This is a genomic window from Bradyrhizobium algeriense (genome assembly GCF_003062295.1).
GTDB lineage: Bacteria > Pseudomonadota > Alphaproteobacteria > Rhizobiales > Xanthobacteraceae > Bradyrhizobium > Bradyrhizobium algeriense.
This window is the reverse complement of sequence record NZ_PYCN01000012.1, coordinates 1-22,189: the sequence shown is the minus strand read 5'-3', so window position 1 is coordinate 22,189 and position 22,189 is coordinate 1. Positions and strand designations below refer to the sequence as shown.

Here is a 22,189-nt window from a genome sequence, read left to right as displayed (position 1 = left end):
TTCTTCCAATCGATAATGAGTATGATATATATTCACCCCATGAATTTGAGCTCGCTTGACCTCAACCTGCTGGTCGCGCTCGACGCGCTGCTCAGGGAAGCCAATGTCAGCCGCGCCGCGATGCGGATCGGGCTGTCGCAGCCGGCCGCCAGCCATGCGTTGCAGCGGCTGCGCGACCTGATCGGCGATCCCCTTTTGGTTCGCAATGGAGCGCGGATGGAGCTGACGCCGCGGGCACAGGCGCTGCGCGCGCCCCTGGCGCAGGCGCTCGATCAGGTGCGCTCCCTGTTCATCGCCGATGAGTTCGACGCCGCCAGAAGCGAGCGCCAGTTTCGCCTGATGATGCCGGATCTGGCGGTCGAGCTTCTGATGCCGCCGCTGATGGCGAAGATCACGAAGATAGCGCCGAACGTCCGGATCGACGTCGTGCCGTGGCGCGGACCTGCGATCTTCACCGCGGAGTTCGCCCGCACGATCGACATGGTGATCTCGATCGGCAACGCCTTTACCGGATTTCACCGGCAACGGCTCTACACCGACAGCGACGCGCTCGCGGTGCGGCGGGGCCACCCTGTCGGCGCGCGGCTGAAGCGGCCGGACGTGTTTCTCGACGCGCGCCACGTCGCGGTCGTGATCCGCGGCCAGAGCGAGGACCTGATCGACATCTGGCTGCGCCCCAAGGGCATCGAGCGGCGGATCGCGCTGGTCGTGCCCGGCTATATCGAGGCGCTGCATGTCGCCGCGCGCACCGATCTCGTCGCCTTCGTGCCGCGCCGGCTGATCGCCGCGCTGTCGAAGCAACTATCGCTGACAACGGTCTCGCCACCGCTCGATCCCGGGATCGACGAGCAGTTCATGTTCTACCCGACCCGCGCCCAGATGGACCCGGGCTCGATCTGGCTGCGCAACATCATGCTCGGCATCGGTCGCGAAATGGAGCGCGGGAAAAAGGTTGCGTAGGGTGCCACCCTGCGCGTTCAGGCTTTCACGTCCGCCAGCACCTTCTGCACGGCCGGCCGCTCCGACATCCGCTTGCGGTGAGCGGCCACCTTCGGCAGCGCCGCGAGATCGACACCATCGCCCTCCAACCAACCGGCGATCGTAAACAGATAGGGGTCGCACACCGTGTACTGCTCGCCCATTACCCACGGTCCCTTCAGCATGTCGCGCTCGATCAGCGCGAACGCCGCGGCCATGGTTTCCGGCACCTTGCGCTTCATGTCGGCGAACGAGGATTCCTCGACCGCCCAGCGATAGCCGCGCCCCTTGTGCGCATGATTGACGTGCACCGTCGCGCAGAGATAGCTGTTGAAGGACTGCGCCTGCGCGAAGGCGAACGGGTCGTCCGGCATCAGCTTGGCCTGCGGAAAGCTTTGCGCAATGTAGGCGAGGATCGCCGGCGTTTCGGTCAGGGTGCCACGGTCGGTCACCAGCGCCGGCACCCGCCCCTTTGGATTGATCGCAAGATATTGCGGGGTAGTCTGCTGGCCGTTCTTGAAGTCGAGCCGCTCCGCCGCATAGGAGGCGCCGGCCTCCTCCAGAGCGATATGCGAAGCCAGCGCGCAGGTGCCGGGGGCGGTATAGAGCTTGAACATGGTGATCCTCACGGGGGAAGCCGGAGGTTAACCGCGCGCCTGTCCGCCGTCCATCCCCGGCGCGTTGAAGCGCCCCTGCGCTACACGCAAGCCAGGGCATGCCGGCCGGCTTGCCCGCAGCCGGCGCATTCACGCCGCCGCGCGGTGCTGGAGCTTTCCCTTGATATAGACGCTGACGATCGTGTCATCGGCGGGATAATGCTCAGGCGCGACCGCCGTGATCTGGGCCTGGATGCACTTCCACGCACCGTTCTCGAACAGGTAGGTGTCGGTATAGGTGGTCATGCCGGTGACTTCATTGCCATCGCGGCGGCGCGTGCATTTGTTGGTGGAGCGCACCAGCGCAACGTCGCCGATGACGGTAATGAGTTCATCGCGGACGTCCCAGTAGACGATGACATCAGGATCGAAGGCCGTAGCCCAGTATTTCAGATATGTCGCGCGATCCCACCGCTGGCCCGTGGGCAAGATGTTGATGAAGCCGGGATGCAGAATGGCGTCGTGCGAAGCCACGTCGTTGGTCACGAAATTATGGATGAAGCGGGCGTTCAACGCACGCAATTCGTTCATCGTCTCAGCCGATTGATTACGCAGAGCATGTTGCATTTCCATCTCCTGAGTTTTGTTAGAGTGCCAGTTGTCGCGCCTTCTCGGCGGTCGCGTCGTCCGCCGGGAAAAAACACTCGATCTTGATCTGTTGCAGCGCCGCATCCATCGGCATCGCCAGCGTCGTAAAGGTGGAGAAGAAGGCGAGGTGAAAGTCACCCTTGGCAAGGTGCATCGTCATGACCGGAGCGGATGCCGACGCTTGTCGCGGAAGCCTCCATTCGGCCGACAGCCCGGGATAGGCCATGATTTCGCCGAGCAGCTGCGCCGCAGCCCGGCTGCCTTGCGCGACGTCGCGATGAAGGATCTGGATCAGCTGGCCGGCGAACTCATCCCAGTTCACGATGAACTGCCGCAGCCCCTTCGGATGGAAGACGACGTGCATGGCGTTGTCGGCGAGCCCGGCCGCCATCTCGTATGAATCGCGAAAGGGTTTCAGCAGGCGCGCCGATCCCTGGTTGCGCATGCGGACGTCCCAGCGGCCGTCGATGACAATCGCCGGGTACGGCTCCTGCTGACGCAGGATGAAATCCAGCGCTTGCTGCACCGGCTGCAGATTATCGGCGGCCAGCCCCTTGTCGCCGTAGGGCGGCACGAAGCCCGCCGCGACATGCAGCGCGTTCCTCTCCTCGAGCGGCAGATCGAGCGCACTGCCGAGCAACTGCACCATCTCGCGGCTCGGTTGAGAGCGGCCGGTTTCCAGAAAACACAGATGTTTGGCCGAGACATTTGCATCAACCGCCGGTTCGATCTGGGTAAGGCGGCGCACGTTTCTCCAGTGCTTCAGCAGGCTGCTGAAATGCCCGTTCGCGACGTCCTGCGAATTCTGGTTTGGCGCGCTCATGTGCGGCAATCTAGACCATCACGTCGGAAGGGCAATTACCTCGGATGTAAGTGACTGTCCGACGATTCCTTGCAAGAGTTCACGGCGAAACGCGCGATGAGTTGCCCGCCTCGATCGTGCAGGGAATACAGGGAAGGACAGGAGCGCTCATGGAAGACGATGCGATCACGAAGATCGTGACACAATATATGGCGGCATGGAACGAGCCGGACGATGCGGCCCGACACGCCTTGCTCGAGCAATGCTGGAGCGACAACGGCATCTATCTCGATCCGAACGTCTCGCTGGCCGGGCGTGACGCGCTGGCGACGAAGATCGGCGAGGTGCTGGCCAGCCGGCCCGGCGCACGGCTCGAGTTCATGAGCGGCATCGATGTGCACCACCATGTGGTCCGCTTCCTCTGGCGCCTGGTGCGCGCGGATGGAACCAGCGGCGACACGTCGATCGATTTTGGCGAGGTCGGTCCCGACGGCCGGCTGGTCAAAATCGTCGGCTTCTTCGGTGCTCCGCCACCGCTCGGTTGAATCGTCTGCCGCCGTGAGCCTATCCGCCGCCTACCTTCGCAGTTGCCCCCTTGCCGCCTCTCATGCCATGACGCCCAGGCAGTAAGAGGGGCGTAACATGACTGTTCTCATCGCGGGCGGCGGCATCGGCGGGCTGACGCTGGCACTCAGCCTGCACCAGATCGGCGTTCCCGCCAAAGTTTTCGAAAGCGTGTCCGAGCTGAAACCCCTCGGCGTCGGCATCAACGTGCTGCCCCATGCGGTACGCGAATTGATCGAGCTCGGCCTGCACGACAGGCTCGATGCGCACGCTGTCCGCACCAGGGAGCTCGCGTATTTCTCCAAGCACGGCAAGCCGATCTGGAGCGAGCCGCGCGGCATCGAGGCCGGTTACAAATGGCCGCAATTCTCGATCCATCGCGGCACGCTGCAGCAGATCCTGCTCGATGCCGCGATCGAGCGGCTGGGGCCGGAGAACATCCTGACCAGCCATCACCTCACTGGCTGGAGCGAGACGGAGAATGGCGTGCGCGCCGAATTCATCGACAAGGCGACCGGCAAATCGAAAGGCGCTCACGAGGGCGCGCTGCTGATCGCAGCCGACGGCATCCATTCGGCGGTTCGCGAAAAGCTCTATCCCGGCGAAGGCCCGCCGATCTGGAACGGGCGTATCCTGTGGCGCGGCATCACCGAAAGCGACGCCTTCCTGTCCGGCCGCACCATGATCATGGCCGGCCACGAGATCCTGAAATTCGTCTGCTATCCGATTTCGAAACAGGCAGACAGCGCGGACAAGTTCAAAATCAACTGGGTGGCCGAGCGGCATATGCCGCCGACCTATCAGTGGCGGCGCGAGGACTATAACCGGACCGCCCGGCTCGAAGAGTTTCTGCCCTGGTTCAAGGACTGGAAATTCGACTGGCTCGATGTGCCCGGCCTGATCGAGAGGTGCCCGCACGCCTATGAATACCCCCTCGTCGATCGCGATCCCGTTGCGCAATGGACGTTCGGCCGTGTCACGCTGATGGGCGATGCCGCGCATCCGATGTACCCGATCGGCTCCAACGGCGCGTCGCAGGCGATTTTGGACGCCCGCGTCATCACCCGCGAAATCCTGGCGCATGGCGCGACCAACGCCGCGTTGGTCGCATATGAAGCCGAGCGCCGCCCGGCGACCACCGATCTCGTGATGCTCAACCGCCGCAACGGTCCCGAGCAGGTCATGCAGATGATCGAAGAGCGCGCGCCCGACGGCTACGACGTCGTCACCGACGTGCTCTCGCTGCCGGAGCTGGAAGACATCGCCGCCAACTACAAGCGCGTCGCCGGCTTCCAGGTCGAAGGCCTCAACGCCAAGCCGCCGATCGTCCAGATCACGCAGGCAACGCCGCGGGCTGCGAGCTGACAAAGGAAGCGATGGCCTTCGCGGTCTCGACCAGCCGCGCGCTGGTCGTGGCTGTCGCCAGCAGCGTGCCATCCACGGCCGTCAGCCGCCCCTCCACAAAGGCAACGGTCTTGCCGAGCTGGGTGACTTTGGCCTCGCCCGTGATCGGCCCGGGTTTGGCCGGCGCGAGATAATTCACGGTCATGGTGATGGTCGCCGTGTAGAGTTTTCCTTCGGTCATGACGAAAACGGCCGGCCCCATGGTGTCGTCGAGCATCGCCGAGAGAATGCCGCCCTGCACGAAGCCGGCCGGGTTGCAGAAATCCCGTTTGCCGTCGAAGCCGATCCGGATCCAGCCGTCCTTCGGCCGCGCGTCGAGCACGTGCCAGCCGAGCAGTCTGGAAGACGGCGGCGTGGGGATATTGTCGAGAGCGGTGCGGATCATGGAAACCTCCGTGAGGCCCCTTCCTACGGCAGGCCTGCTGCCAGCATGGTGTCAGCAAGCTGCGGGCGTTGCTCACCGGCCGCCGGCTGCCGATTTTGACAGCTTCCAGATGAGAGGGCTGGCGCCAGCCCTGCACCTTCGATAGGAAACGGCTGCTGCGCCTATGCGCACCGTAAGCGTCTCACGTCAGGCAACGCATTCAACCGGTCGGTTCGACCCCGGAGGAATGCGTCATGCGCCGCTCGCGATCGACCGACCAAATTCCAAAGAGTGATATCATGACCAGGTTTCATGCTCCGCGCCCGCGCGGAAAATTGCCAGCGCGCTACGCGGCGATCGTCATGCCGCTGGTGCTGTCAGTGCTGATGACTTTCGTTGTATCCGCGATCTCGACCCTGAGGAGTCTCGGTCCAACGCCTGCTTTCGTTGCGACTTGGCCCGCTGCATGGGCGATATCGTGGCTGGTGGCGTTTCCGACCTTGCTCGCGGTGCTGCCGCTGGTGCGAAAGATCGTGGCGTTCGCCGTCGAGACTCCGCGGTCAAACTAACCCGATACAGGCGCGCGCCGCCGCGAGGTGGGCGCGCCTCATTCCCCCAGCCCGTGTGCGATCGCCTTGCGCATCACATTGGGAAGCGCCTCGCCAGCGAGCGTTGCGATCGGCACCCAGCGCATGTCCTCGGGCGCCCGCGTGCACGCGGTGACGTCGGCGGTGTAGATCACAAGCTCGAGCGGGAAATGCGTGAACACGTGGGTGACGACGCCGGCCTTGCGATGCCAGCGTTCAACACCTTTCAGCGCAGGTGCCTGCTTCAGCGCCGCCTTGTCGTCCTGTCCAGCCAGCCATTCCGAGCCCGGTACTTCGGTCATGCCGCCTAGCAGGCCCTTTTCAGCCCGCGTTCGAACCAGAAGTTCGTCGCCGCACGTGACGATGAAGGCGGCTCCGCGGCGCAGAGTTCCCGTCTTCTTCGGCGCCTTGCGCGGGAACGTCTCCTGATCGCCGCGCGTGCGGGCCACACAATCCTCGTTCAACGGACACAGCGCGCAGGCCGGCTTCTTCGGCGTGCAGATCGAGGAGCCCAGATCCATCAGCGCCTGCGCGCTATCGCCGGCGCGGGACTTCTCGTCGCCGGCGCGGGATGGACCCAGCAGCGTCGCCGCCAATTGCTGAATAAGTGGCTTCGCCTGCGGCAGCGGTTCTTCCACCGCAAACAGCCGCGACACCACGCGCTCGATATTGCCGTCGACCGGCATGGTCCTGATGTCGAAGGCGATCGCGCCGATCGCCGCCGCCGTGTAGGGCCCGATCCCCGGCAATTTGCGCAGGCCTTCCTCGGTATCCGGAAACACCCCGCCATGGTCGCGCAGCACCGCGACCGCGCAGGCGTGCAGATTGCGCGCGCGCGAATAGTAGCCGAGCCCTGCCCACATCCGCAGCACGTCGTCCTGCGAGGCGCGGCCGAGCGAGGCGACATCTGGCCAGCGCGCCAGAAACTTCTCGAAATACGGCCCGACCGTTTTGACGCCGGTCTGCTGCAGCATGATTTCGGACAGCCAGACCCGATACGGATCAGGACGTTCGCCCGCCGGCGGCCGCCACGGCAAGCGGCGGCGATGACGGTCGTACCAGTCGAGCAGCAGCGCGGGGCGACTGGCCGTGTCACTTCCTCGTCGTTTCGGTTTAGATGCCACGGCAGGATTCATGAAGGCAGTGTAGTCGTTGGATGGCGACCTCTCCACGTCATGCCCGCGCTTGTCGCGGGCATCCACGTCTTTCTTCGATGCTTTGGCTCAGGACGTGGATGGCCGGGACAGGCCCGGCCATGACGTACCGCTATTCCCATCGAAATCTGCAACGTGATACAATCCCACATGGCAAAACCCAACCCGCATCCCGGCGAAATTCTGCTTGAGGAATTCCTTAAGCCGATGGGGCTCAGCCAAAACGGGCTGGCGCGTGCCGTTCACGTGGCGCCGCGCCGCATCAACGAAATTGTGCTGGGCAAGCGAGACATTACCGCGGATACCGACCTTCGGCTCGCGCGCTATTTCGGTCTTTCCGAAGGATTCTTCCTGGGCCTGCAGATGGACTACGATCTGATGCAGCGGCGGCGCGAGATCGACCGCGATCTGAAAGCGATACGGCCACGCGCGGCGTGACCCAGGTCGCCGCCCCGGTTATAAGACACCCATGTCCAAACCCGGCCCGATCTCGGCAAAACCGCTTTCCGTCCTGCTCAGCGACGTGTTTTCTGATGCCTACGCCAAGCAGGGATTTGCCGCGCGGGAACTGGTGACGCGCTGGGCCGAGATCGCGGGACCTCAGATCGCCGCCCATTCCGAGCCGCTGAAGATGCAATGGCCGCGGCCGGTGGAAGGGCAGCCGCAGGAACCGGCCACGCTGATATTGCGGGTCGAAGGCCCGATGGCGCTGGAGATCCAGCATTCGTCCGACGTCATCCTGCAACGGGTCAACCGCTTCTTCGGCTGGAGCGCGGTCGGGCGGCTGGCGCTGCGGCAGGCGCCGCTGTCGCGCCGCAATCGCCCCGCGCCCTCTCGCGCGCCGGACCCGAAAGCGGTGGCAAAAGTCGCAGAAACCCTGTCCGCGGTGGAGGACGAGGAACTGCGTGCCGCACTGGCGCGGCTCGGCGCTGCGATCAAGCGAAATTGAGCCCTGGGCGCAGCGCCGCCCCTGCAACGCGCCATTGCCACAACTGGCGTTTCAAGCTAGCGAAGGCTTCTTTTCGTACTTCTTTCGGGCGTGAACGCGCCATTCGGGAGCAGACTTTGATGATCACGCGCCGCGCCTTCACCGCCGCCCTGTCGTTGACCGGGCTGACCGCCCTCGCCGGCTTCTCGCCGCTGCGGCTGATCACGGGCGCGATGGCGCAGGGCGCCGACGTCGCAAAGCCGCAATCCCTGCCGGACATGGCGCTTGGACCGGCCAATGCTACCGTCACCATCACCGAATACGCCTCGATGACCTGCCCGCATTGCGCGGCGTTCACCGAAAAGGTGTTTCCGAAGATCAAGTCGGAATTCATCGATAGCGGCAAGATCCGCTTCGTGTTCCGCGAATTCCCGCTCGACATCAAGGCCGCCGCGGGATCGATGCTGGCACGCTGCATCGCCAAGGACGACGCGCCGAAATTTTTTGCCGTGATCGATCTGCTGTTCAGGCAGCAGAACGACTGGATGGTGAAGAACACCACGGAGACGCTGAGCCGGATCGGCAAGCAGGCCGGCCTCACCCAGACGCAGGTCGAGGACTGCCTGAAGGATCAGGCGCTGCTCGACAAGATCGCGGCCGACCAGAAGTTTGCCGCCGAGGTGCTGAAGGTGCAGTCGACGCCGACCTTCTTCATCAACGGCGAGATGCTCAAGGGCGAGCAGAGCTTCGAGGAATTCTCGAAGCGCATCAATTCGCTGTTGAAGAGCTGATTCGCGCCGCCGGATTCATATCCGGCCATAAGTCCAGCAAAAGGCTGGACAAAAACGCATCAAAACCCTCTTAAAACCCTTGGGAAAAGCCGCGTAGGGCCGTTGCCCTTCGGCCCCGGCCTCGCCATTGTCGCGGCTCATAAGAGCCGCAATGGGCTATCCATCCACACCGACATTGCCTTCTATGGTATTGTCACGGCAGGGAGATTCGCGCCCGGCCAACCGAGATTTGTGTTCATGAAACTCACGCGCCTCCGCCTCCACGGCTTCAAGTCGTTCGTTGAACCCACTGATTTCATGATCGAACCCGGCCTCACCGGCGTGGTCGGGCCGAACGGCTGCGGCAAATCCAATCTGGTCGAGGCGCTGCGCTGGGCGATGGGCGAAACCTCGCACAAATCGCTGCGCGCCGCCGACATGGATGCGATGATCTTCGCCGGTTCCGGCAACCGCCCGGCGCGGAACCACGCCGAAGTTGTCATGACGATTGACAATTCCGATCGCACGGCGCCGGCCGCCGTCAATGATAGCCAGCTTCTTGAGATCTCTCGCCGCATCGAGCGCGAGGCCGGCTCGGCCTATCGTATCAACGGCCGCGACGTGCGCGCCCGCGACGTGCAGATCCTGTTTGCCGATGCCGCCACCGGCGCGCGTTCGCCGGCGCTGGTTCACCAGGGCAAGATCGGCGAGATCATTCAGGCCAAGCCCGAACAGCGCCGCCGCGTGCTGGAAGACGCCGCCGGCGTCGCCGGACTTCATGCCCGCCGCCACGAAGCCGAGCTGCGGCTGAGGGCGGCCGAAACCAACCTCACCCGCGTCGAGGACGTGATCGGGCAATTGTCCGGCCAGATCGACGGGTTGAAGAAGCAGGCGCGCCAGGCCATTCGCTTCCGCGAAGTTGCGGCCAAGGTGCGCAAGGCCGAGGCCACGCTGTTCCATCTGCGCTGGTTAGAGGCCAATGCCGACGTCGCGGAAGCCGGGCATACCCACGACATCAACGTTCGCGAGATGGCCGAGCGCACCCGCGAGCAGGCCGAGGCTGCGCGCATCCAGGCAATCCGCGCCTCCGAGCTTCCTGCCTTGCGCGAGGGCGAAGCCCGCGCCGCGGCGGGACTGCAGCGGCTCACCAATGCGCGCGAACTGCTCGACCGCGAGGAAGAGCGCGCCAAGGAGCGCGTCGCCGAGCTCGACCGGCGGCTGACGCAGTTCGCCGCCGACATCGCGCGCGAACAGCAGCAGACCTCGGATGCCGAGGTGGCGCTGCAGCGGCTCGACGCCGAAGACGCCGAGTTAAAGGAAGAGATCAAGTCGCGCGTCGAAAAGCGCTCCGGCGTTGATGAACGTGCTTCTGAAGCGGAAGCGACGCTTTCCGCCGCCGAGCGCATGTTCGGCGAACTCACCACCGCGCTCGCCGACCTCACCGCCAAGCGCAACCAGCTCGAAGCCGGCGTGCGCACCCACCGCGACCGGCTGGCCCGGCTCGATCAGGAAATCGCCAGCGTCCAGGCCGACGAGGAAAAACTCGCACAGGAAACCGGCAATCTCGGTGACCTCGACGCGCTCGCCGCGGCCATGGAGACCGCGCAGGAAACGCTGGCGGTATCCGAGGCCGCCGCACAGGCCAGCGAGACCGGCCACGTCGCCGCGCGACAGAAGCTCGAAGCCTCCCGCGCCCCGCTCACTGAGGCCGAAAAGCGCGTGCAGCGGCTTGAGACCGAGGCGCGCACCATTTCAAAACTCGTCAATGGCGAGACCAAAAATCTGTGGCCGCCGATTATCGACGGCGTCACCGTCACCAAAGGCTATGAGAAGGCGCTTGGCGCCGTGCTCGGCGACGATCTTGACGCGCCCGTCGATCCCTCGGCGCCGATGCGCTGGACCAATGCCGGTGCGAGCTTCGACGATCCGGCCCTGCCTGACGGCGTCGAGGCCCTCGCCGCTCACGTCGAGGCACCGTCCGAACTGGCGCGACGGCTCGCGCAGATCGGCGTCGTGCCGAAGGAGCGCGGCGCGGAACTGGTGTCGCAATTGAAGACCGGCCAGCGGCTGGTGTCGCTGGAGGGCGACGTCTGGCGCTGGGACGGTTTTGTAACAGCCGCCCATGCGCCGACCGGCGCCGCACGGCGTCTCGCCGAACGCGCGCGTCTGGTCGATATTGAGCATGAGCTGGAGCAGGCCCGCACCGATACCGCCAACAAGCGGCAGGCGCTGGAAGAAGCCGAGGCCGAGCTGAAGGTGGCCTCCGCCGCCGAGTCCGCCGGCCGCGAGGCCTGGCGGGCCGCACAGCGCGAGGCGGATGCGGCGCGCGAACGCCATGCCGCGACCGAGCGCGAGATCAATCGCCACGCCGCGCGCAAATCCGCGCTGACCGAAGCCCATACCCGTCTCGCCGCCGACCGCAGCGAGGCCGAAGCCGCGCATGAGAGCGCCAACGCCGCGCTGGCCGAGCTGCCGCCGACCCTCGACACCGAGACGCGGCTCGCCGCCGTTCGCGGCGAGATTGACGGGCACCGCCGCTTTGCCGCGCAGGTGCGGGCCGAAGCCCAGGCGCTGGCGCGCGAGGCCGAACTGGCCGACAAACGTGTGCAGGCGATCACGGCCGAACGCACCGAATGGCAGAACCGCAGGCAAAGCTCGGCCTCCCAGGTCGCCACCGTCGAGGCGCGTATCACCGAAGTGACGGCCGAGCGCGCCGGGCTTGACGATGCCCCGGCGCTGTTTGCCGAAAAGCGCCGCGCGCTGATCAACGAAATCGAATCCGCCGAAAGCGCCCGCCGCGTCGCCGCCGACGCGCTCGCCGCCGCCGAGAGCGTGATGGCGCAGACCGACCGCGAAGCCAAGGCCTCGCTCGAAGCGCTCTCCTCCGCCCGCGAGGCCTGCGCCCGCGCCGAGGAACGCATGGAAGGCACCAAGCGCCGGCTTTCCGACATCGAGCGCGAAATCCACGACATGCTCGAAGTCGAGCCGCATGCGGTTGCAGCGCTCGCCGAGATCGAACCGGGCGCGGAACTGCCGCCGCTGGGCGAGATCGAGGAAAGCCTCGAAAAGCTGCGCCGCGACCGCGAACGTCTCGGCGCCGTCAATCTGCGCGCCGAGGAAGAGCTGCGCGAGGTCGAGACCCAGCACACCGCGCTGACCACGGAACGCGACGACCTGGTCGAGGCCATCAAGCGGCTGCGCCAGGGCATCCAGAGCCTCAACAAGGAAGCCCGCGAGCGGCTGTTGACCTCGTTCGAGACCGTCAACGAGCACTTCAAGCGGCTGTTCACCGAACTGTTCGGCGGCGGCGAAGCGGCGCTTCATCTGATCGAAAGCGACGATCCCCTGGAAGCCGGTCTGGAAATCATCGCAAAACCGCCCGGCAAGAAGCCGCAGACGCTGTCGCTGCTGTCAGGCGGCGAGCAGGCGCTGACCGCGCTGGCGCTGATCTTTGCGGTGTTTCTCACCAACCCGTCGCCGATCTGCGTGCTGGACGAAGTCGACGCGCCGCTCGACGACCATAACGTCGAGCGGTTCTGCAACCTGCTGCACGAAATGACGTCGTCGACGGAAACCCGCTTCATCATCATCACGCATAATCCGATCACGATGGCGCGGATGAACCGGCTGTTCGGCGTCACCATGGCCGAACGCGGCGTGTCGCAACTGGTCTCGGTCGGCCTCGACGACGCCGTGAAAATCCTCGACCAGAACGTGGCGTGATCTGTCTTCCCTTCTCCCCTTGTGGGAGAAGGTGGCGCGAAGCGCCGGATGAGGGGTATCTCTCCACGAAGACACAACTCGCGGAGAGATACCCCTCACCCGTCACGAACGCGCTTCCGCGCGTCCGTGCCACCCTCTCCCACAAGGGGAGAGGGAAAGAACACGAAATGACCTCGCCTGACCTCCCCGCCGAACTGAAAGCCGCGCTCGACGGCAAGCTGCGCGGTTTTTCGCGCAGCGACGCCGCCGGCCGCGCAGCGTCGATCTCGAAAACCTACCGCGACGGCGGCGGCTCCGGCGCCATCCGCTCGGAGGCCGATGCGCTGGCCTATGCGCTGGCGCGGATGCCCGCGACCTATGCCGCGGTCACGGCGAGCCTGAACGCGCTGGTCGAGATCAAGCCCGATTTCGCCCCGAATAGCCTGCTCGATATCGGCGCCGGGCCGGGCACGGCCACCTGGGCGGCGGCGGAGGCATTCCCATCGCTGCAAAAATTTGCGCTGCTTGACGCAAACGTCACCTTGCGTGCGCTGGCGCTCGACCTCGTCAGCGACAGCTTTCGCCTGCGTGACCTCAGCTACGAGCGCGGCGAAGCCCGCGCCGCGCTCGCCAAAGCGGATGCCGCCGACCTTGTCATGGCGAGCTACATGATCAGCGAAATCAGTGATACCGAACAGCGCGCGCTCGCCGAACTGATGTGGGCAAAGACCCACGACACGCTGCTCGTCGTCGAACCCGGCACGCCTGCCGGCTATGCCCGGATCATCGCGCTGCGTGAGCACTTGATCGCGTTGGGCGCGCATGTCGCCGCGCCTTGCCCGCATGACGGCAGATGCCCGCTTCAAACGCCCGACTGGTGCCATTTCACCCAGCGCCTGCAGCGCTCGCGCGCGCACAAGCAGGTCAAAGGCGCGGAGCTGCCGTTCGAGGACGAAAAATTCGCCTATGTCGCGCTGACGCGTGAACTGATTGAAACACGGCCCTCCCGCGTGCTGGCGCAACCCGCGGTTACCAAGATTGAGATAACAGCGAAGCTCTGCACGCCCGCTGGCCTTGCCGTCACAAAGGTGCCCCGCCGCGCCAAGGCGGATTATGCCGGCGCTCGGCGCTGGCGCTGGGGCGATGCGGTCAATTGATCCGGTCATTCCGGGATGGTCCGAAGGACCAGACCTCAGATGCGCAATTGCGCATCGGGGAATCTCGAGATTCTCAGGTGCGCAATTGCGCACCAGAGTTCGATGCTTTGCATCGCCCCGGAATGACCGCGGAGCGTTGGCCTTGAACTTATCCCGCCCCACTTCCGACTAAAGCCATGCCCCAAATCGTGGGTGGGCTGCCGCCTGCCCGGTTTTTCGTCTAGTTTCCCTGTCTTTTCGTCCCACAGGAGTTGTCCGTCATGTCGACCGGCTGGATCGTTCTCGGCGTCATCGTCATCATCGTGCTGTTTGCCTTCGCGGCGTATAACCGCCTGGTCGCGCTCAGCCAGCGCGTCAGCCAGGCCTTTGCCGACATCGACGTGCAGCTCAAGCAGCGCCACGATCTGATCCCGAACCTCGTGGAGACCGTGAAGGGCTACGCCAGCCACGAGCGCGGCACGCTCGACGACGTCATCAAGGCGCGCAATTCGGCGATGTCGGCGCAGGGGCCGGCGCAGGTGTCCGCCGCCGAAAACCAGCTCAGCGGCGCGCTTGGGCGCCTGATCGCGCTGTCGGAGGCCTATCCGGACCTCAAGGCCAACGCCAATTTCCAGCAGCTTGCGAGCGAACTGTCCGACCTCGAAAACAAGATCGCGGCCAGCCGGCGTTTCTTCAACAACGCCGTCCAGGAATACAACACCGGCATCCAGCAGCTTCCCGCGGCGCTGTTCGCCGGCATGTTCGGCTTCACCCGCAAGGAGTTCTTCGATCTCGGCGCCAGCCGCACCGAAGTCGAGGCCGTGCCGACCGTGAAGTTCTGACGCTTCAAACATCCGGCAGAGCAGCCCCATCATGGCCGCGTACGGTCTCTACACGCATATCTCGTCGAACAAGATTCGTTCGATGCTGCTGCTCGCCGGGCTGTTTCTCCTGATTTATGTCATCGTCTTTGCCGGCGCGCTGGTCGCCGAGGTGCTGCTGTACAGCAACAAATCGGTCGATTTCTACCTGATACAAGCCCGGCGCGACCTGATCGCGGCCTTCCCCTATGCCACCCTTGCCGCCGCGCTCTGGATCGTCATCGCCTATTTCTTCCACCAGAACATGATCGACGCCGTGACCGGCGGCGAGAGCGTGACGCGGCAGCAGCAGCCGCGGCTCTATAATCTCCTGGAAAATCTCTGCATCTCGCGCGGCATCCCGATGCCGAAGCTGAAGGTGATGGACAGCCCGGCGCTGAACGCGTTCGCAAGCGGTCTCAACCAGCGGCAATACGCCGTTACGGTGACATCGGGGCTTCTGCAGGCGCTCAACGACCAGGAAATCGAGGCCGTGCTCGGCCACGAGCTGACACATATCCGCAACGGCGACGTTCAGTTGATGGTGATCGCGGTCATCATTGCCGGCGTGGTCGGCTTCTTCGGCGAACTGTTCTTTCGCATGTTCACTAACCTGTCGTGGAATTCGAGCGGCGGGTCGTCGTCCTCTTCTTCCTCCTCGTCGTCATCATCCGACCGCGACAGCAAGGGTGGCGGCGGCGCGATCATAGCGATCATCATTGCGGTGGCGCTGATCCTGCTGGCCTGGCTGTTGTCGCAGGTCGTCAAGCTGGCACTGTCGCGGTCGCGCGAATTGCTGGCCGACGCCGGCTCGGTCGAACTGACCAAGAATCCCGACGCCATGATCACGGCGCTGCGCAAGATCGAGAACCGCGGCGAGCTGCCCGGCGCAACGTCCGCGGTTATGGAGCTCTGCGTCGACAATCCGCGCGAAGGATTTGCCGACCTGTTCGCGACCCATCCGTCGGTCGACAACCGCGTCAAGGCGCTGGTGCAGTTTGCCGGCGGTCATGATCCCGGCCCGCTCGCCTTGCCGTCCGATACGGCGGACGAATCGGACGAGCCGGAGGAATCGGCCACCGGGCAACTCCAACCGCCGGTTCCCCGCGGCCCGTGGAGCGATCCCAGCGAGCCCGCCGGTGTTCCGGGCACTCGTCCCGGCCCATCAGAGGGCCCTTGGGGCCCGCACCGCTAAGCAGCCGCCCTGTCGCCGCCCCGGATTAACGAATTCCCGTATGAATAATGGCGATGGCCGTCTAAGGAATTGAATTCTCCCTTGTTTCTGCCATGTTCGCGCCCAAAGCAGGGAATGGGGCCTACCGATCGCTCCCGCGATCGGGGACGTTGTTCAAGGGAATTCCATGGCAAAGCCAGTTGTGATTGTGGTGGGCGCGGACAAGGGCGGGGTCGGCAAGACGACCGTGTCGCGTACGCTCCTGGATTACTTCAGCGCCAACAATGTGCCGACTCGGGCATTCGACACCGAATCGCCGCGCGGCACCCTGAAGCGCTTCCACCCCGAGATCACCGAGATCGTCGACATGACGACGACGTCGGATCAGATGAAGATCTTCGATACGTTGAACGCGGCCAGCCCGTCCGTCACCGTGATCGACGTCCGCGCCGGACTGCTGTCGCCGGCGCTCGCCTCGCTGCGCGACATCGGCTTTCTCGACGCGGCAAAGGCGGGCCAGATCACCTTCGCCGTGTTCCATATATTGGGCCCCTCGATCGCCTCGCTGGATGAAATCGCCGAGACCGCAGGTTTCATGCAGGGCGCCAAATATTTCCTGGTGAAGAACTTCATCAACGACACCCAGTTCTTCCAGTGGGACCAGTCCACCTACAACTCCTACTTTCACCGCATCAAGGACGCCACCGACCTCGTCATCCCCAAGCTCAATGAAATGGCCTATGAGCAGGTCGAGGTCTCCTCGGTGCCGTTCCTCAAATTCGTCGCCAACAAGGGCAAGGAAGACGAAGCCGCGAACTATTCGTTCGTGCTGCGCGGCTATGTCCGGCACTGGCTCGCCAATGTCTGGAGCGAGTTCGACCGCATCAAGCTGACCGATCTGGTCGGCGCCAAGCCTGGCGTGCGCGGCGGTGAAAAATAGTCGCGCACCCGCCGCGATGGGGGCTGGAATAGGCGAAGAATTCCCTTGATATAGCGGGTGATGAGCTCCACGCCCGTTTACATCATCTGCTCGCCCCGGCCGCTGGTCGGCAAGACGCTGCTCGCGCGGCTCCTGAGCGAGTTCCTGCTGCTGAAAGACGGCGCGGTGTCCTCCTTCGACATCAACCTGAAGGAACCCTCGCTGCTCGAATATCTGCCGCGCCTGACCGAGACGGCCGACGTCATGGACACCTTTGGCAAGATGCAGCTCATGGACCGCCTGATCGTCCATGACGGCATCGCCAAGGTGGTCGACCTCGGCTTTCATGCGTTCGACGAGTTCTTCAAGATGACCAACGAGATCGGTTTCCTGAAAGAGGCCACACGGCGCAGCGTCGCGCCGATCATCCTGTTCGTAGCCGATACCGACCGCGTTTCCGCGCGCGCCTATCCGACGTTACGGGAGCAGATTCCACTGAAAGCGCTGATTACGGTCGACAACGAGTATGTGGTGCGAGGCGAACTGCCCGAGCAGATGGGCCTGGGGCGCGTGCTGCGAATAACGGCCCTGCCCTCGTTCCTGAAGACCTATGTCGGCCGGCTGACCTTTTCCTTCACGGACTATCTGCGCAACGAACGGGATTCATCGACCGAGCTGCACCAGTGGATCCGCAGGAACTACACCAGCTTTCGCGAGCTTGAGTTCAGCCTGCTTTCAGAACGGTCGTGAAGCCTCCGCAAGGTTGATAATATTACCCGGGTAATATTGACGTAGTCCGCCTCGTCTGGTATCGCCTCCGCCTGACCGCAACTGGCGAGGCCATCCCGTGACATCAGACAGAAAGGCGGCGATCGCCTACAAGGAGCGGAAAACCTTCGCAGGGGTTTTCGTCATCCGCTGCAAGGCCTCGCCCCAGGCATGGGTCGGCCAGACGCCCAATCTGGAGAAGATCCAGAACCGGATCTGGTTCACGCTGCGCCAGGGCAGCCACACCTGCCGCAGCATGCAGGCGGCATGGACCGCGCATGGGCCTGACAGCCTGACGTTCGAGGAATGCGAACGGCTGGAAGAGGAAGAAACGTCCTACATCCGCGATGCGCTGCTGAAGGAGCGCGCGCTGCACTGGCGGTCGCAGCTCAATGCAGAGGCGGTGTGACGTTGTTGTCGTCCCGGCGAACGCAGGTCCCATACCGCGTTGCTCTCGCGGTTGAGGGCAAGATGGCAGATGCGTAGCCCGGATGGAGCGAAGCGTAATCCGGGAAAACCAATTCGACCGAAAGGACAGGCCCCGGATTTTCGTTGCGCTCCATCCGGGCTACGAGTGCGTTAGATCAAAACTCAATGCCCCTCGAACGCCATCAGCGTACGCACCGGCACTTCCATCGCGCGCAATTTGGCGGCGCCGCCGAGATCGGGCAGGTCGATGATGAAGCAGGCCGCGACGACGTTGGCGCCGATCTGGCGCAGCAATTTCACCGCGCCTTCCGCGGTGCCGCCGGTAGCGATGAGATCGTCGACCAGGATGACGCGCTCGCCGGGATGGACCGCGTCGGCATGCATTTCCATTTCATCGAGGCCGTATTCCAGCGAATAGGCGATGCGCACTGTGGTATGCGGCAGCTTGCCTTTCTTGCGGATCGGCACGAAGCCGGCGGAGACCTGATGCGCCACCGCGCCGCCGAGAATGAATCCCCTCGCCTCGATGCCGGCGACCTTGTCGATCTTCAAACCGGCCCAGGGCTGCACCAGTTCGTCGACCGCGCGGCGGAAGGCGCGCGCATCCGCCAACAGTGTCGTGATGTCGCGAAACAGGATGCCCTTTTTCGGGTAATCCGGAATGGTGCGGACGGTGGCCTTCAGATCATGATCGAATGTCATCGGTGTCTCGCAATCCTCAATTGACGGGTACGCTCAGACGAAACGCGTTCTCGACGATACGCAATCCTACTTCGCCGCCGAGCGACATCAGCGATTCCGGGTGAAACTGCACGCCGCCGACCGGCAGGGTCTTGTGTTCGATCGCCATCGCGACGCCGTCCTCGGTAGTCGCGGTGACCTCGAGAACTTCCGGCACGCTGTCGCGCTCGACATAGAGCGAATGATAGCGGCCGATCACGATCTCATTCGGCAGGTTCTGCATCAGCCGCCCGCCCCGCACCTGAACCCGCGACGGCCGCCCGTGCGCGGGATGGGTGAGCTGGCCGAGCTGGCCGCCGAAATATTCGCCGATCGCCTGCACGCCAAGACAGACGCCGAATATTGGAAGCTTCCGGTCGAGCGCCGTGCCAATGGTTTTCGAAATCCCAAAGTCCTCAGGACGTCCCGGCCCGGGCGACAGCACCAGCAAATCCCAATTCTTCTTCAGCATCTCCTGGGCATGCACGTGCCGGACCACGGTGACGCTGGCGCCGACCTGGCGGAAATAATCCGCCAGCATATGCACGAAACTGTCGTCGTGGTCGATCAACAGCACCTTGCGGCCAGAGCCGGTGGCATCAGGCGCAAATGCCGACAGCGGTTTTGGCGCATCGCCGCGCAGCGCCTGAAACAGTGCCGCCGCCTTGACCTGGCACTCGCGGTCTTCCGCCGCGGGGTCTGAATCAAAGAGGCAGGTGGCGCCGACGCGCACTTCGGCCAAGCCGTCCTTCATGCGGATGGTGCGGATGGTGAGCCCGGTATTGATACTGCCGTCGAAATTCACCGCACCGATCGCGCCGGCATACCAGCGCCGCGACGACCGCTCATTGTCCTCGACGAACTGCATGGCCCACAATTTCGGTGCGCCCGTCACCGTCACCGCCCAGGCGTGGGTCAGGAACGCATCCAGCGCATCGAAGCCCGGGCGCAGCATGCCTTCGACATGATCGACGGTATGGAACAGCTTTGAATAGGTCTCGATCTGCCGCCGTGCCAGCACCTTGATGGTGCCGGGCACGCACACCCGCGCCTTGTCGTTGCGGTCGACGTCGGTGCACATGTTGAGTTCGAACTCGTCCTTCTCCGAGTTCAGCAATTGCCTGATCTGCTCGGCATCGCCGATCGCATCGACACCGCGCGCAATCGTGCCCGAGATCGGGCAGGTCTCGACCCGCCTGCCGTCGGAGCGGACGAACATTTCCGGCGAGGCCGACACCAGAAATTCACCGTCGCCGAGATTCATCAGCGCGCCGTAGGGCGACGGGTTGATGCGGCATAGCCGCTGGAACACTTCGGCCGGCGAGCGCTCGCAGGACTCGGCGAAGAGCTGCCCCGGCACCGCCTCGAACAGATCGCCGCGCGCGAACGCCGCGCGCGCGACCTCGACGGTGGCCTGATATTCGCCGGGCGCATGGTCGGCAAAGCCCTGCCGCGGCGTCCTGGCGTAAACGCTCTCGGCGGTGTCGTGCGGCAGACCCTTGGTGGATTTTCCTTTCCAGGTGAAATCATAGCTCAGCAGCACGCCGCGGCCGGTGGCGCGGTCATAGGCCAGCAGGCGATCCGGCACATACAACACGATGTCGCGCTGGTCGCTCTCGCGCGCACGCTTTTGCACGAGGTCCTCGATCTGGAATACGAGGTCGTAGGCGAAGGCGCCGAACAGGCCGAGCAGCGGGTCGTCATTGGCTGACAAGGCGGCGACGAGATCGCGCACCAGCGACATCACGCTGGCGCGGCGGGTGCGCTGGTCTTCCTCGACCGGCGCGGCGCCGCGGATGATATGGCCGGCCAGCCGCGTCGGGCTTTTTTCAGAGATGACCACGCAGGGCTCGCGCAGCACGTCGCCCAGAAACGCGATCAGCACCTCGCCCCGCGCATTCAGCGCAGAGAGCGAGAAATTGGAGCCTGCGGTTTCCAGCACCAGCGGCGGATCGGCAAAGCCGAGGTCGAAACTCTCATAGCGGCCCGGCACCGTGGTGCCGGAGGACAGCACCACACCGCGGCGGCGGTCGAGCAATTCGATCAGGTCGTCGAGGCGCTTGGCGTTGCCGGTGAACTGCTCGACGGCGCGCGAAATCGCGAGGCCGCCGCTGGTCCGGTACTCGCTGTGCTCCGGCAGGGAGAAGGCTGTCCTGTTCATGTGATCCTCTTACGAAACTTCGGGAGGGAGCGCCACACAGGACAAACGAAGGGACCGTCGCACTGCGATGGCGACCTTCGACGATTGAAATAATGAAATCGCACCGGCCACCTCTTTAAGAGGTGCGCCACCAAAGACGGGATTGGCTGATAACGGTGTTCATGGGAGCCTAATCACATCCGCCGCGGACGATGTCAAGTGAGGGACAGGCCAGGACGCCCCCGCCCCGGGTCCATCTTGGGGTGTCGGAAAGCGGAAAACTTGCGTAGGATTTGAGCAAGCAGCGGCGCTTTCTGACGCGCAAAGATTGCAGACAAGGGAGGCAGGCGATGGCATTGCTGGGTCTGGGATATGCCGGCTTCGGATCTGATAACCTCGAGGACTGGCGGCAGTTCGGGACCGGCATGGTCGGGCTGCAGGCGGTCGAGCGCGGCAATTCGCTGCTGGCGTTCCGGATGGACGACCGCAAGCAGCGCATCGTGATCGACCGCGCGATGGGCGAAGGGACGCGCTTCTTCGGCTGGGAGGTCGCCGACAGCGCGGCGCTGGATGCGCTGGCGGCGCGGCTGGAAAAAGCCGGCGTGTCTGTCACCGCCGAGCCGCAGACGCTGGCCGATGCCAGGCGCGTCCGCAGCCTGATTTCGTTTCATGATCCAGCCGGCAACCGGCTGGAGGCCTTTTACGGCGCCGAGATCGACGACACGCCCTTCTTGCCGGGGCGATCGATTTCGGGATTCCGCACCGGCCCGCTCGGGCTTGGACACGCCGTGTTGACGGTCGAAAACATCGCCCCGGTGATGGCGTTCTATGTCGACGTGCTCGGCTTCGGGCTTTCCGACTACATCGAAAAACCGTTCCGCGCTTACTTCTTCCACGTCAACGCGCGGCATCACAGCCTCGCCCTGATCGAGACCGGCAGGAACGGCATGCACCATCTGATGGTGGAGCTGTTCTCGCTCGACGATGTCGGCCAGTGCTACGACATCGCGCTGACGCAAGAAGACCGCGTCGGCGTCACGCTCGGCCGGCACACCAACGATTTCATGACCTCGTTCTACGCCAAAACGCCGTCGTCCTTCATGATCGAATGCGGCTGGGGCGGCCGCGAGATCGACCCCGCGACGTGGCAGCCGGTCGAGATGCATGACGGCCCGAGCCTGTGGGGCCATGAACGGGTCTGGCTGCCGCCCGAAGACCGCGCGGTCGCGCGCGAGATGCGCCTGCGAGCGGCGGCGTCAGGACTGCGCGCGCCGGTGCAGGTGATGGAAGGCAACTACAAGCTGATGTCGGGGACGTGCGCGTGGTGGGATGGGGTGCGCGAAAGCGGTTCTCGCTAGCGGACCGATCCCTGTATTTCTGACGGCGCATCGCGGCGCGCATGTCGAACGTGAACGATGACTAGATTAGCGTTTTCTTGGTTCGAATCATATCAGGCGGCGTCGGCGAGTTTGTAGGTCCACGTGTGGATGACCGGATGGCGATTGACGTCGTCGATACCGGCCATGATGCGCTCCTTGAGTTCGTG

The 22,189-nt window shown here is 64.2% G+C and carries 22 protein-coding genes; 15 read left to right on the top strand and 7 right to left on the bottom strand.

All coding sequences use genetic code 11. From position 1 onward, the window contains the following. Nucleotides 1–39: 39 nt before the first annotated feature. Nucleotides 40–960, top strand: a complete 921-nt coding sequence (locus tag C7G61_RS22425) for a LysR family transcriptional regulator (protein WP_108518818.1) — start codon at nt 40–42, stop codon at nt 958–960. Nucleotides 961–977: 17 nt separating this feature from the next. Here the strand turns inward: C7G61_RS22425 and C7G61_RS22420 are convergent, their stop codons facing one another. From C7G61_RS22420 to C7G61_RS22410, 3 genes are all read right to left on the bottom strand, one after another. After that, nucleotides 978–1,595 (bottom strand): glutathione S-transferase family protein, encoded by a 618-nt coding sequence (locus C7G61_RS22420; RefSeq protein WP_108518463.1) that lies wholly within the window; start codon nt 1,593–1,595, stop codon nt 978–980. Nucleotides 1,596–1,724: 129 nt separating this feature from the next. After that, nucleotides 1,725–2,201 carry a nuclear transport factor 2 family protein gene (locus tag C7G61_RS22415; protein WP_190241923.1) on the bottom strand — a complete coding sequence of 159 codons (477 nt, stop codon included), beginning with the start codon at nt 2,199–2,201 and terminating at the stop codon, nt 1,725–1,727. A 19-nt stretch (nt 2,202–2,220) separates the two neighbouring features. Continuing rightward, nucleotides 2,221–2,871, bottom strand: coding sequence for an MmyB family transcriptional regulator (locus C7G61_RS22410; RefSeq protein WP_244608417.1), 651 nt, complete (start codon nt 2,869–2,871; stop codon nt 2,221–2,223). 323 nt (nt 2,872–3,194) lie between these two features. On the opposite strand from C7G61_RS22410, the gene C7G61_RS22405 reads away from it, so the two are divergent. After that, nucleotides 3,195–3,569, top strand: a complete 375-nt coding sequence (locus C7G61_RS22405; RefSeq protein ID WP_108518456.1) for a nuclear transport factor 2 family protein — start codon at nt 3,195–3,197, stop codon at nt 3,567–3,569. Nucleotides 3,570–3,666: 97 nt separating this feature from the next. Further along, a complete protein-coding gene (locus C7G61_RS22400; RefSeq protein ID WP_108518454.1) occupies nt 3,667–4,953 on the top strand; it encodes a flavin-dependent oxidoreductase in 1,287 nt (428 codons plus the stop codon). Here the strand turns inward: C7G61_RS22400 and C7G61_RS22395 are convergent. Then, nucleotides 4,922–5,377: a PaaI family thioesterase gene (locus C7G61_RS22395; protein WP_108518452.1), complete on the bottom strand. Its 456-nt coding sequence runs from the start codon at nt 5,375–5,377 to the stop codon at nt 4,922–4,924. The two genes, C7G61_RS22400 and C7G61_RS22395, sit on opposite strands and share 32 nt — an antisense overlap. A gap of 278 nt (nt 5,378–5,655) precedes the next feature. On the opposite strand from C7G61_RS22395, the gene C7G61_RS22390 reads away from it, so the two are divergent. After that, nucleotides 5,656–5,925, top strand: a complete 270-nt coding sequence (locus tag C7G61_RS22390; RefSeq protein WP_108518815.1) for a DUF2798 domain-containing protein — start codon at nt 5,656–5,658, stop codon at nt 5,923–5,925. Between the two features lie 38 nt (nt 5,926–5,963). On the opposite strand, the gene C7G61_RS22385 is transcribed toward C7G61_RS22390, so the two are convergent. Beyond that, nucleotides 5,964–7,079 carry an A/G-specific adenine glycosylase gene (locus C7G61_RS22385; protein WP_108518813.1) on the bottom strand — a complete coding sequence of 372 codons (1,116 nt, stop codon included), beginning with the start codon at nt 7,077–7,079 and terminating at the stop codon, nt 5,964–5,966. A 168-nt stretch (nt 7,080–7,247) separates the two neighbouring features. Here C7G61_RS22385 and C7G61_RS22380 point away from each other — a divergent pair, with 168 nt between their 5' ends. From C7G61_RS22380 to C7G61_RS22330, 10 genes are all read left to right on the top strand, one after another. Then, nucleotides 7,248–7,535, top strand: coding sequence for a HigA family addiction module antitoxin (locus tag C7G61_RS22380; RefSeq protein WP_108518450.1), 288 nt, complete (start codon nt 7,248–7,250; stop codon nt 7,533–7,535). A gap of 31 nt (nt 7,536–7,566) precedes the next feature. Beyond that, nucleotides 7,567–8,046, top strand: coding sequence for a DUF721 domain-containing protein (locus tag C7G61_RS22375; RefSeq protein WP_108518448.1), 480 nt, complete (start codon nt 7,567–7,569; stop codon nt 8,044–8,046). A 116-nt stretch (nt 8,047–8,162) separates the two neighbouring features. Beyond that, nucleotides 8,163–8,816: a DsbA family protein gene (locus C7G61_RS22370; RefSeq protein WP_190241922.1), complete on the top strand. Its 654-nt coding sequence runs from the start codon at nt 8,163–8,165 to the stop codon at nt 8,814–8,816. A 237-nt stretch (nt 8,817–9,053) separates the two neighbouring features. Continuing rightward, nucleotides 9,054–12,518: a chromosome segregation protein SMC gene (smc, locus tag C7G61_RS22365; RefSeq protein WP_108518811.1), complete on the top strand. Its 3,465-nt coding sequence runs from the start codon at nt 9,054–9,056 to the stop codon at nt 12,516–12,518. Between the two features lie 167 nt (nt 12,519–12,685). Further along, nucleotides 12,686–13,654 (top strand): small ribosomal subunit Rsm22 family protein, encoded by a 969-nt coding sequence (locus C7G61_RS22360; protein ID WP_108518443.1) that lies wholly within the window; start codon nt 12,686–12,688, stop codon nt 13,652–13,654. A gap of 260 nt (nt 13,655–13,914) precedes the next feature. Beyond that, entirely contained in the window at nt 13,915–14,475 is a 561-nt protein-coding gene (locus C7G61_RS22350) for a LemA family protein (protein ID WP_108518441.1), read from the top strand. Nucleotides 14,476–14,506: 31 nt separating this feature from the next. Then, complete coding sequence (locus C7G61_RS22345) at nt 14,507–15,688, top strand: M48 family metallopeptidase (RefSeq protein ID WP_108518439.1); 1,182 nt, start codon at nt 14,507–14,509, stop codon at nt 15,686–15,688. A gap of 166 nt (nt 15,689–15,854) precedes the next feature. Then, on the top strand, nt 15,855–16,607 hold the full coding sequence (locus tag C7G61_RS22340; protein WP_108518437.1) for a P-loop NTPase family protein: 753 nt from the start codon (nt 15,855–15,857) through the stop codon (nt 16,605–16,607). Between the two features lie 60 nt (nt 16,608–16,667). Next, nucleotides 16,668–17,336: a P-loop NTPase family protein gene (locus C7G61_RS22335; protein WP_190241921.1), complete on the top strand. Its 669-nt coding sequence runs from the start codon at nt 16,668–16,670 to the stop codon at nt 17,334–17,336. 97 nt (nt 17,337–17,433) lie between these two features. After that, a complete protein-coding gene (locus C7G61_RS22330) occupies nt 17,434–17,763 on the top strand; it encodes a GIY-YIG nuclease family protein (RefSeq protein ID WP_108518433.1) in 330 nt (109 codons plus the stop codon). Nucleotides 17,764–17,945: 182 nt separating this feature from the next. Here the strand turns inward: C7G61_RS22330 and C7G61_RS22325 are convergent, their stop codons facing one another. Both C7G61_RS22325 and C7G61_RS22320 read right to left on the bottom strand, forming a co-directional pair. After that, the gene (locus C7G61_RS22325) at nt 17,946–18,485 is read right to left on the bottom strand and encodes an adenine phosphoribosyltransferase (protein WP_108518430.1); all 540 of its coding nucleotides are present in this window, start codon (nt 18,483–18,485) and stop codon (nt 17,946–17,948) included. Between the two features lie 16 nt (nt 18,486–18,501). Continuing rightward, entirely contained in the window at nt 18,502–20,664 is a 2,163-nt protein-coding gene (locus tag C7G61_RS22320) for an anthranilate synthase component I (RefSeq protein WP_108518428.1), read from the bottom strand. Between the two features lie 329 nt (nt 20,665–20,993). Here C7G61_RS22320 and C7G61_RS22315 point away from each other — a divergent pair, with 329 nt between their 5' ends. After that, nucleotides 20,994–22,001 (top strand): VOC family protein, encoded by a 1,008-nt coding sequence (locus C7G61_RS22315; protein WP_108518426.1) that lies wholly within the window; start codon nt 20,994–20,996, stop codon nt 21,999–22,001. The last annotated feature ends 188 nt before the right edge of the window (nt 22,002–22,189 follow it).

Coding starts and splice junctions, on each gene's coding strand:
- C7G61_RS22425 (WP_108518818.1), top strand. CDS start 40: ATGAATTTGAGCTCGCTTGACCTCAACCTGCTGGTCGCGCTCGACGCG.
- C7G61_RS22420 (WP_108518463.1), bottom strand. CDS start 1,595: ATGTTCAAGCTCTATACCGCCCCCGGCACCTGCGCGCTGGCTTCGCAT.
- C7G61_RS22415 (WP_190241923.1), bottom strand. CDS start 2,201: ATGCAACATGCTCTGCGTAATCAATCGGCTGAGACGATGAACGAATTG.
- C7G61_RS22410 (WP_244608417.1), bottom strand. CDS start 2,871: ATGGTGCAGTTGCTCGGCAGTGCGCTCGATCTGCCGCTCGAGGAGAGG.
- C7G61_RS22405 (WP_108518456.1), top strand. CDS start 3,195: ATGGAAGACGATGCGATCACGAAGATCGTGACACAATATATGGCGGCA.
- C7G61_RS22400 (WP_108518454.1), top strand. CDS start 3,667: ATGACTGTTCTCATCGCGGGCGGCGGCATCGGCGGGCTGACGCTGGCA.
- C7G61_RS22395 (WP_108518452.1), bottom strand. CDS start 5,377: ATGATCCGCACCGCTCTCGACAATATCCCCACGCCGCCGTCTTCCAGA.
- C7G61_RS22390 (WP_108518815.1), top strand. CDS start 5,656: ATGACCAGGTTTCATGCTCCGCGCCCGCGCGGAAAATTGCCAGCGCGC.
- C7G61_RS22385 (WP_108518813.1), bottom strand. CDS start 7,079: ATGAATCCTGCCGTGGCATCTAAACCGAAACGACGAGGAAGTGACACG.
- C7G61_RS22380 (WP_108518450.1), top strand. CDS start 7,248: ATGGCAAAACCCAACCCGCATCCCGGCGAAATTCTGCTTGAGGAATTC.
- C7G61_RS22375 (WP_108518448.1), top strand. CDS start 7,567: ATGTCCAAACCCGGCCCGATCTCGGCAAAACCGCTTTCCGTCCTGCTC.
- smc (WP_108518811.1), top strand. CDS start 9,054: ATGAAACTCACGCGCCTCCGCCTCCACGGCTTCAAGTCGTTCGTTGAA.
- C7G61_RS22360 (WP_108518443.1), top strand. CDS start 12,686: ATGACCTCGCCTGACCTCCCCGCCGAACTGAAAGCCGCGCTCGACGGC.
- C7G61_RS22350 (WP_108518441.1), top strand. CDS start 13,915: ATGTCGACCGGCTGGATCGTTCTCGGCGTCATCGTCATCATCGTGCTG.
- C7G61_RS22345 (WP_108518439.1), top strand. CDS start 14,507: ATGGCCGCGTACGGTCTCTACACGCATATCTCGTCGAACAAGATTCGT.
- C7G61_RS22340 (WP_108518437.1), top strand. CDS start 15,855: ATGGCAAAGCCAGTTGTGATTGTGGTGGGCGCGGACAAGGGCGGGGTC.
- C7G61_RS22335 (WP_190241921.1), top strand. CDS start 16,668: ATGAGCTCCACGCCCGTTTACATCATCTGCTCGCCCCGGCCGCTGGTC.
- C7G61_RS22325 (WP_108518430.1), bottom strand. CDS start 18,485: ATGACATTCGATCATGATCTGAAGGCCACCGTCCGCACCATTCCGGAT.
- C7G61_RS22320 (WP_108518428.1), bottom strand. CDS start 20,664: ATGAACAGGACAGCCTTCTCCCTGCCGGAGCACAGCGAGTACCGGACC.
- C7G61_RS22315 (WP_108518426.1), top strand. CDS start 20,994: ATGGCATTGCTGGGTCTGGGATATGCCGGCTTCGGATCTGATAACCTC.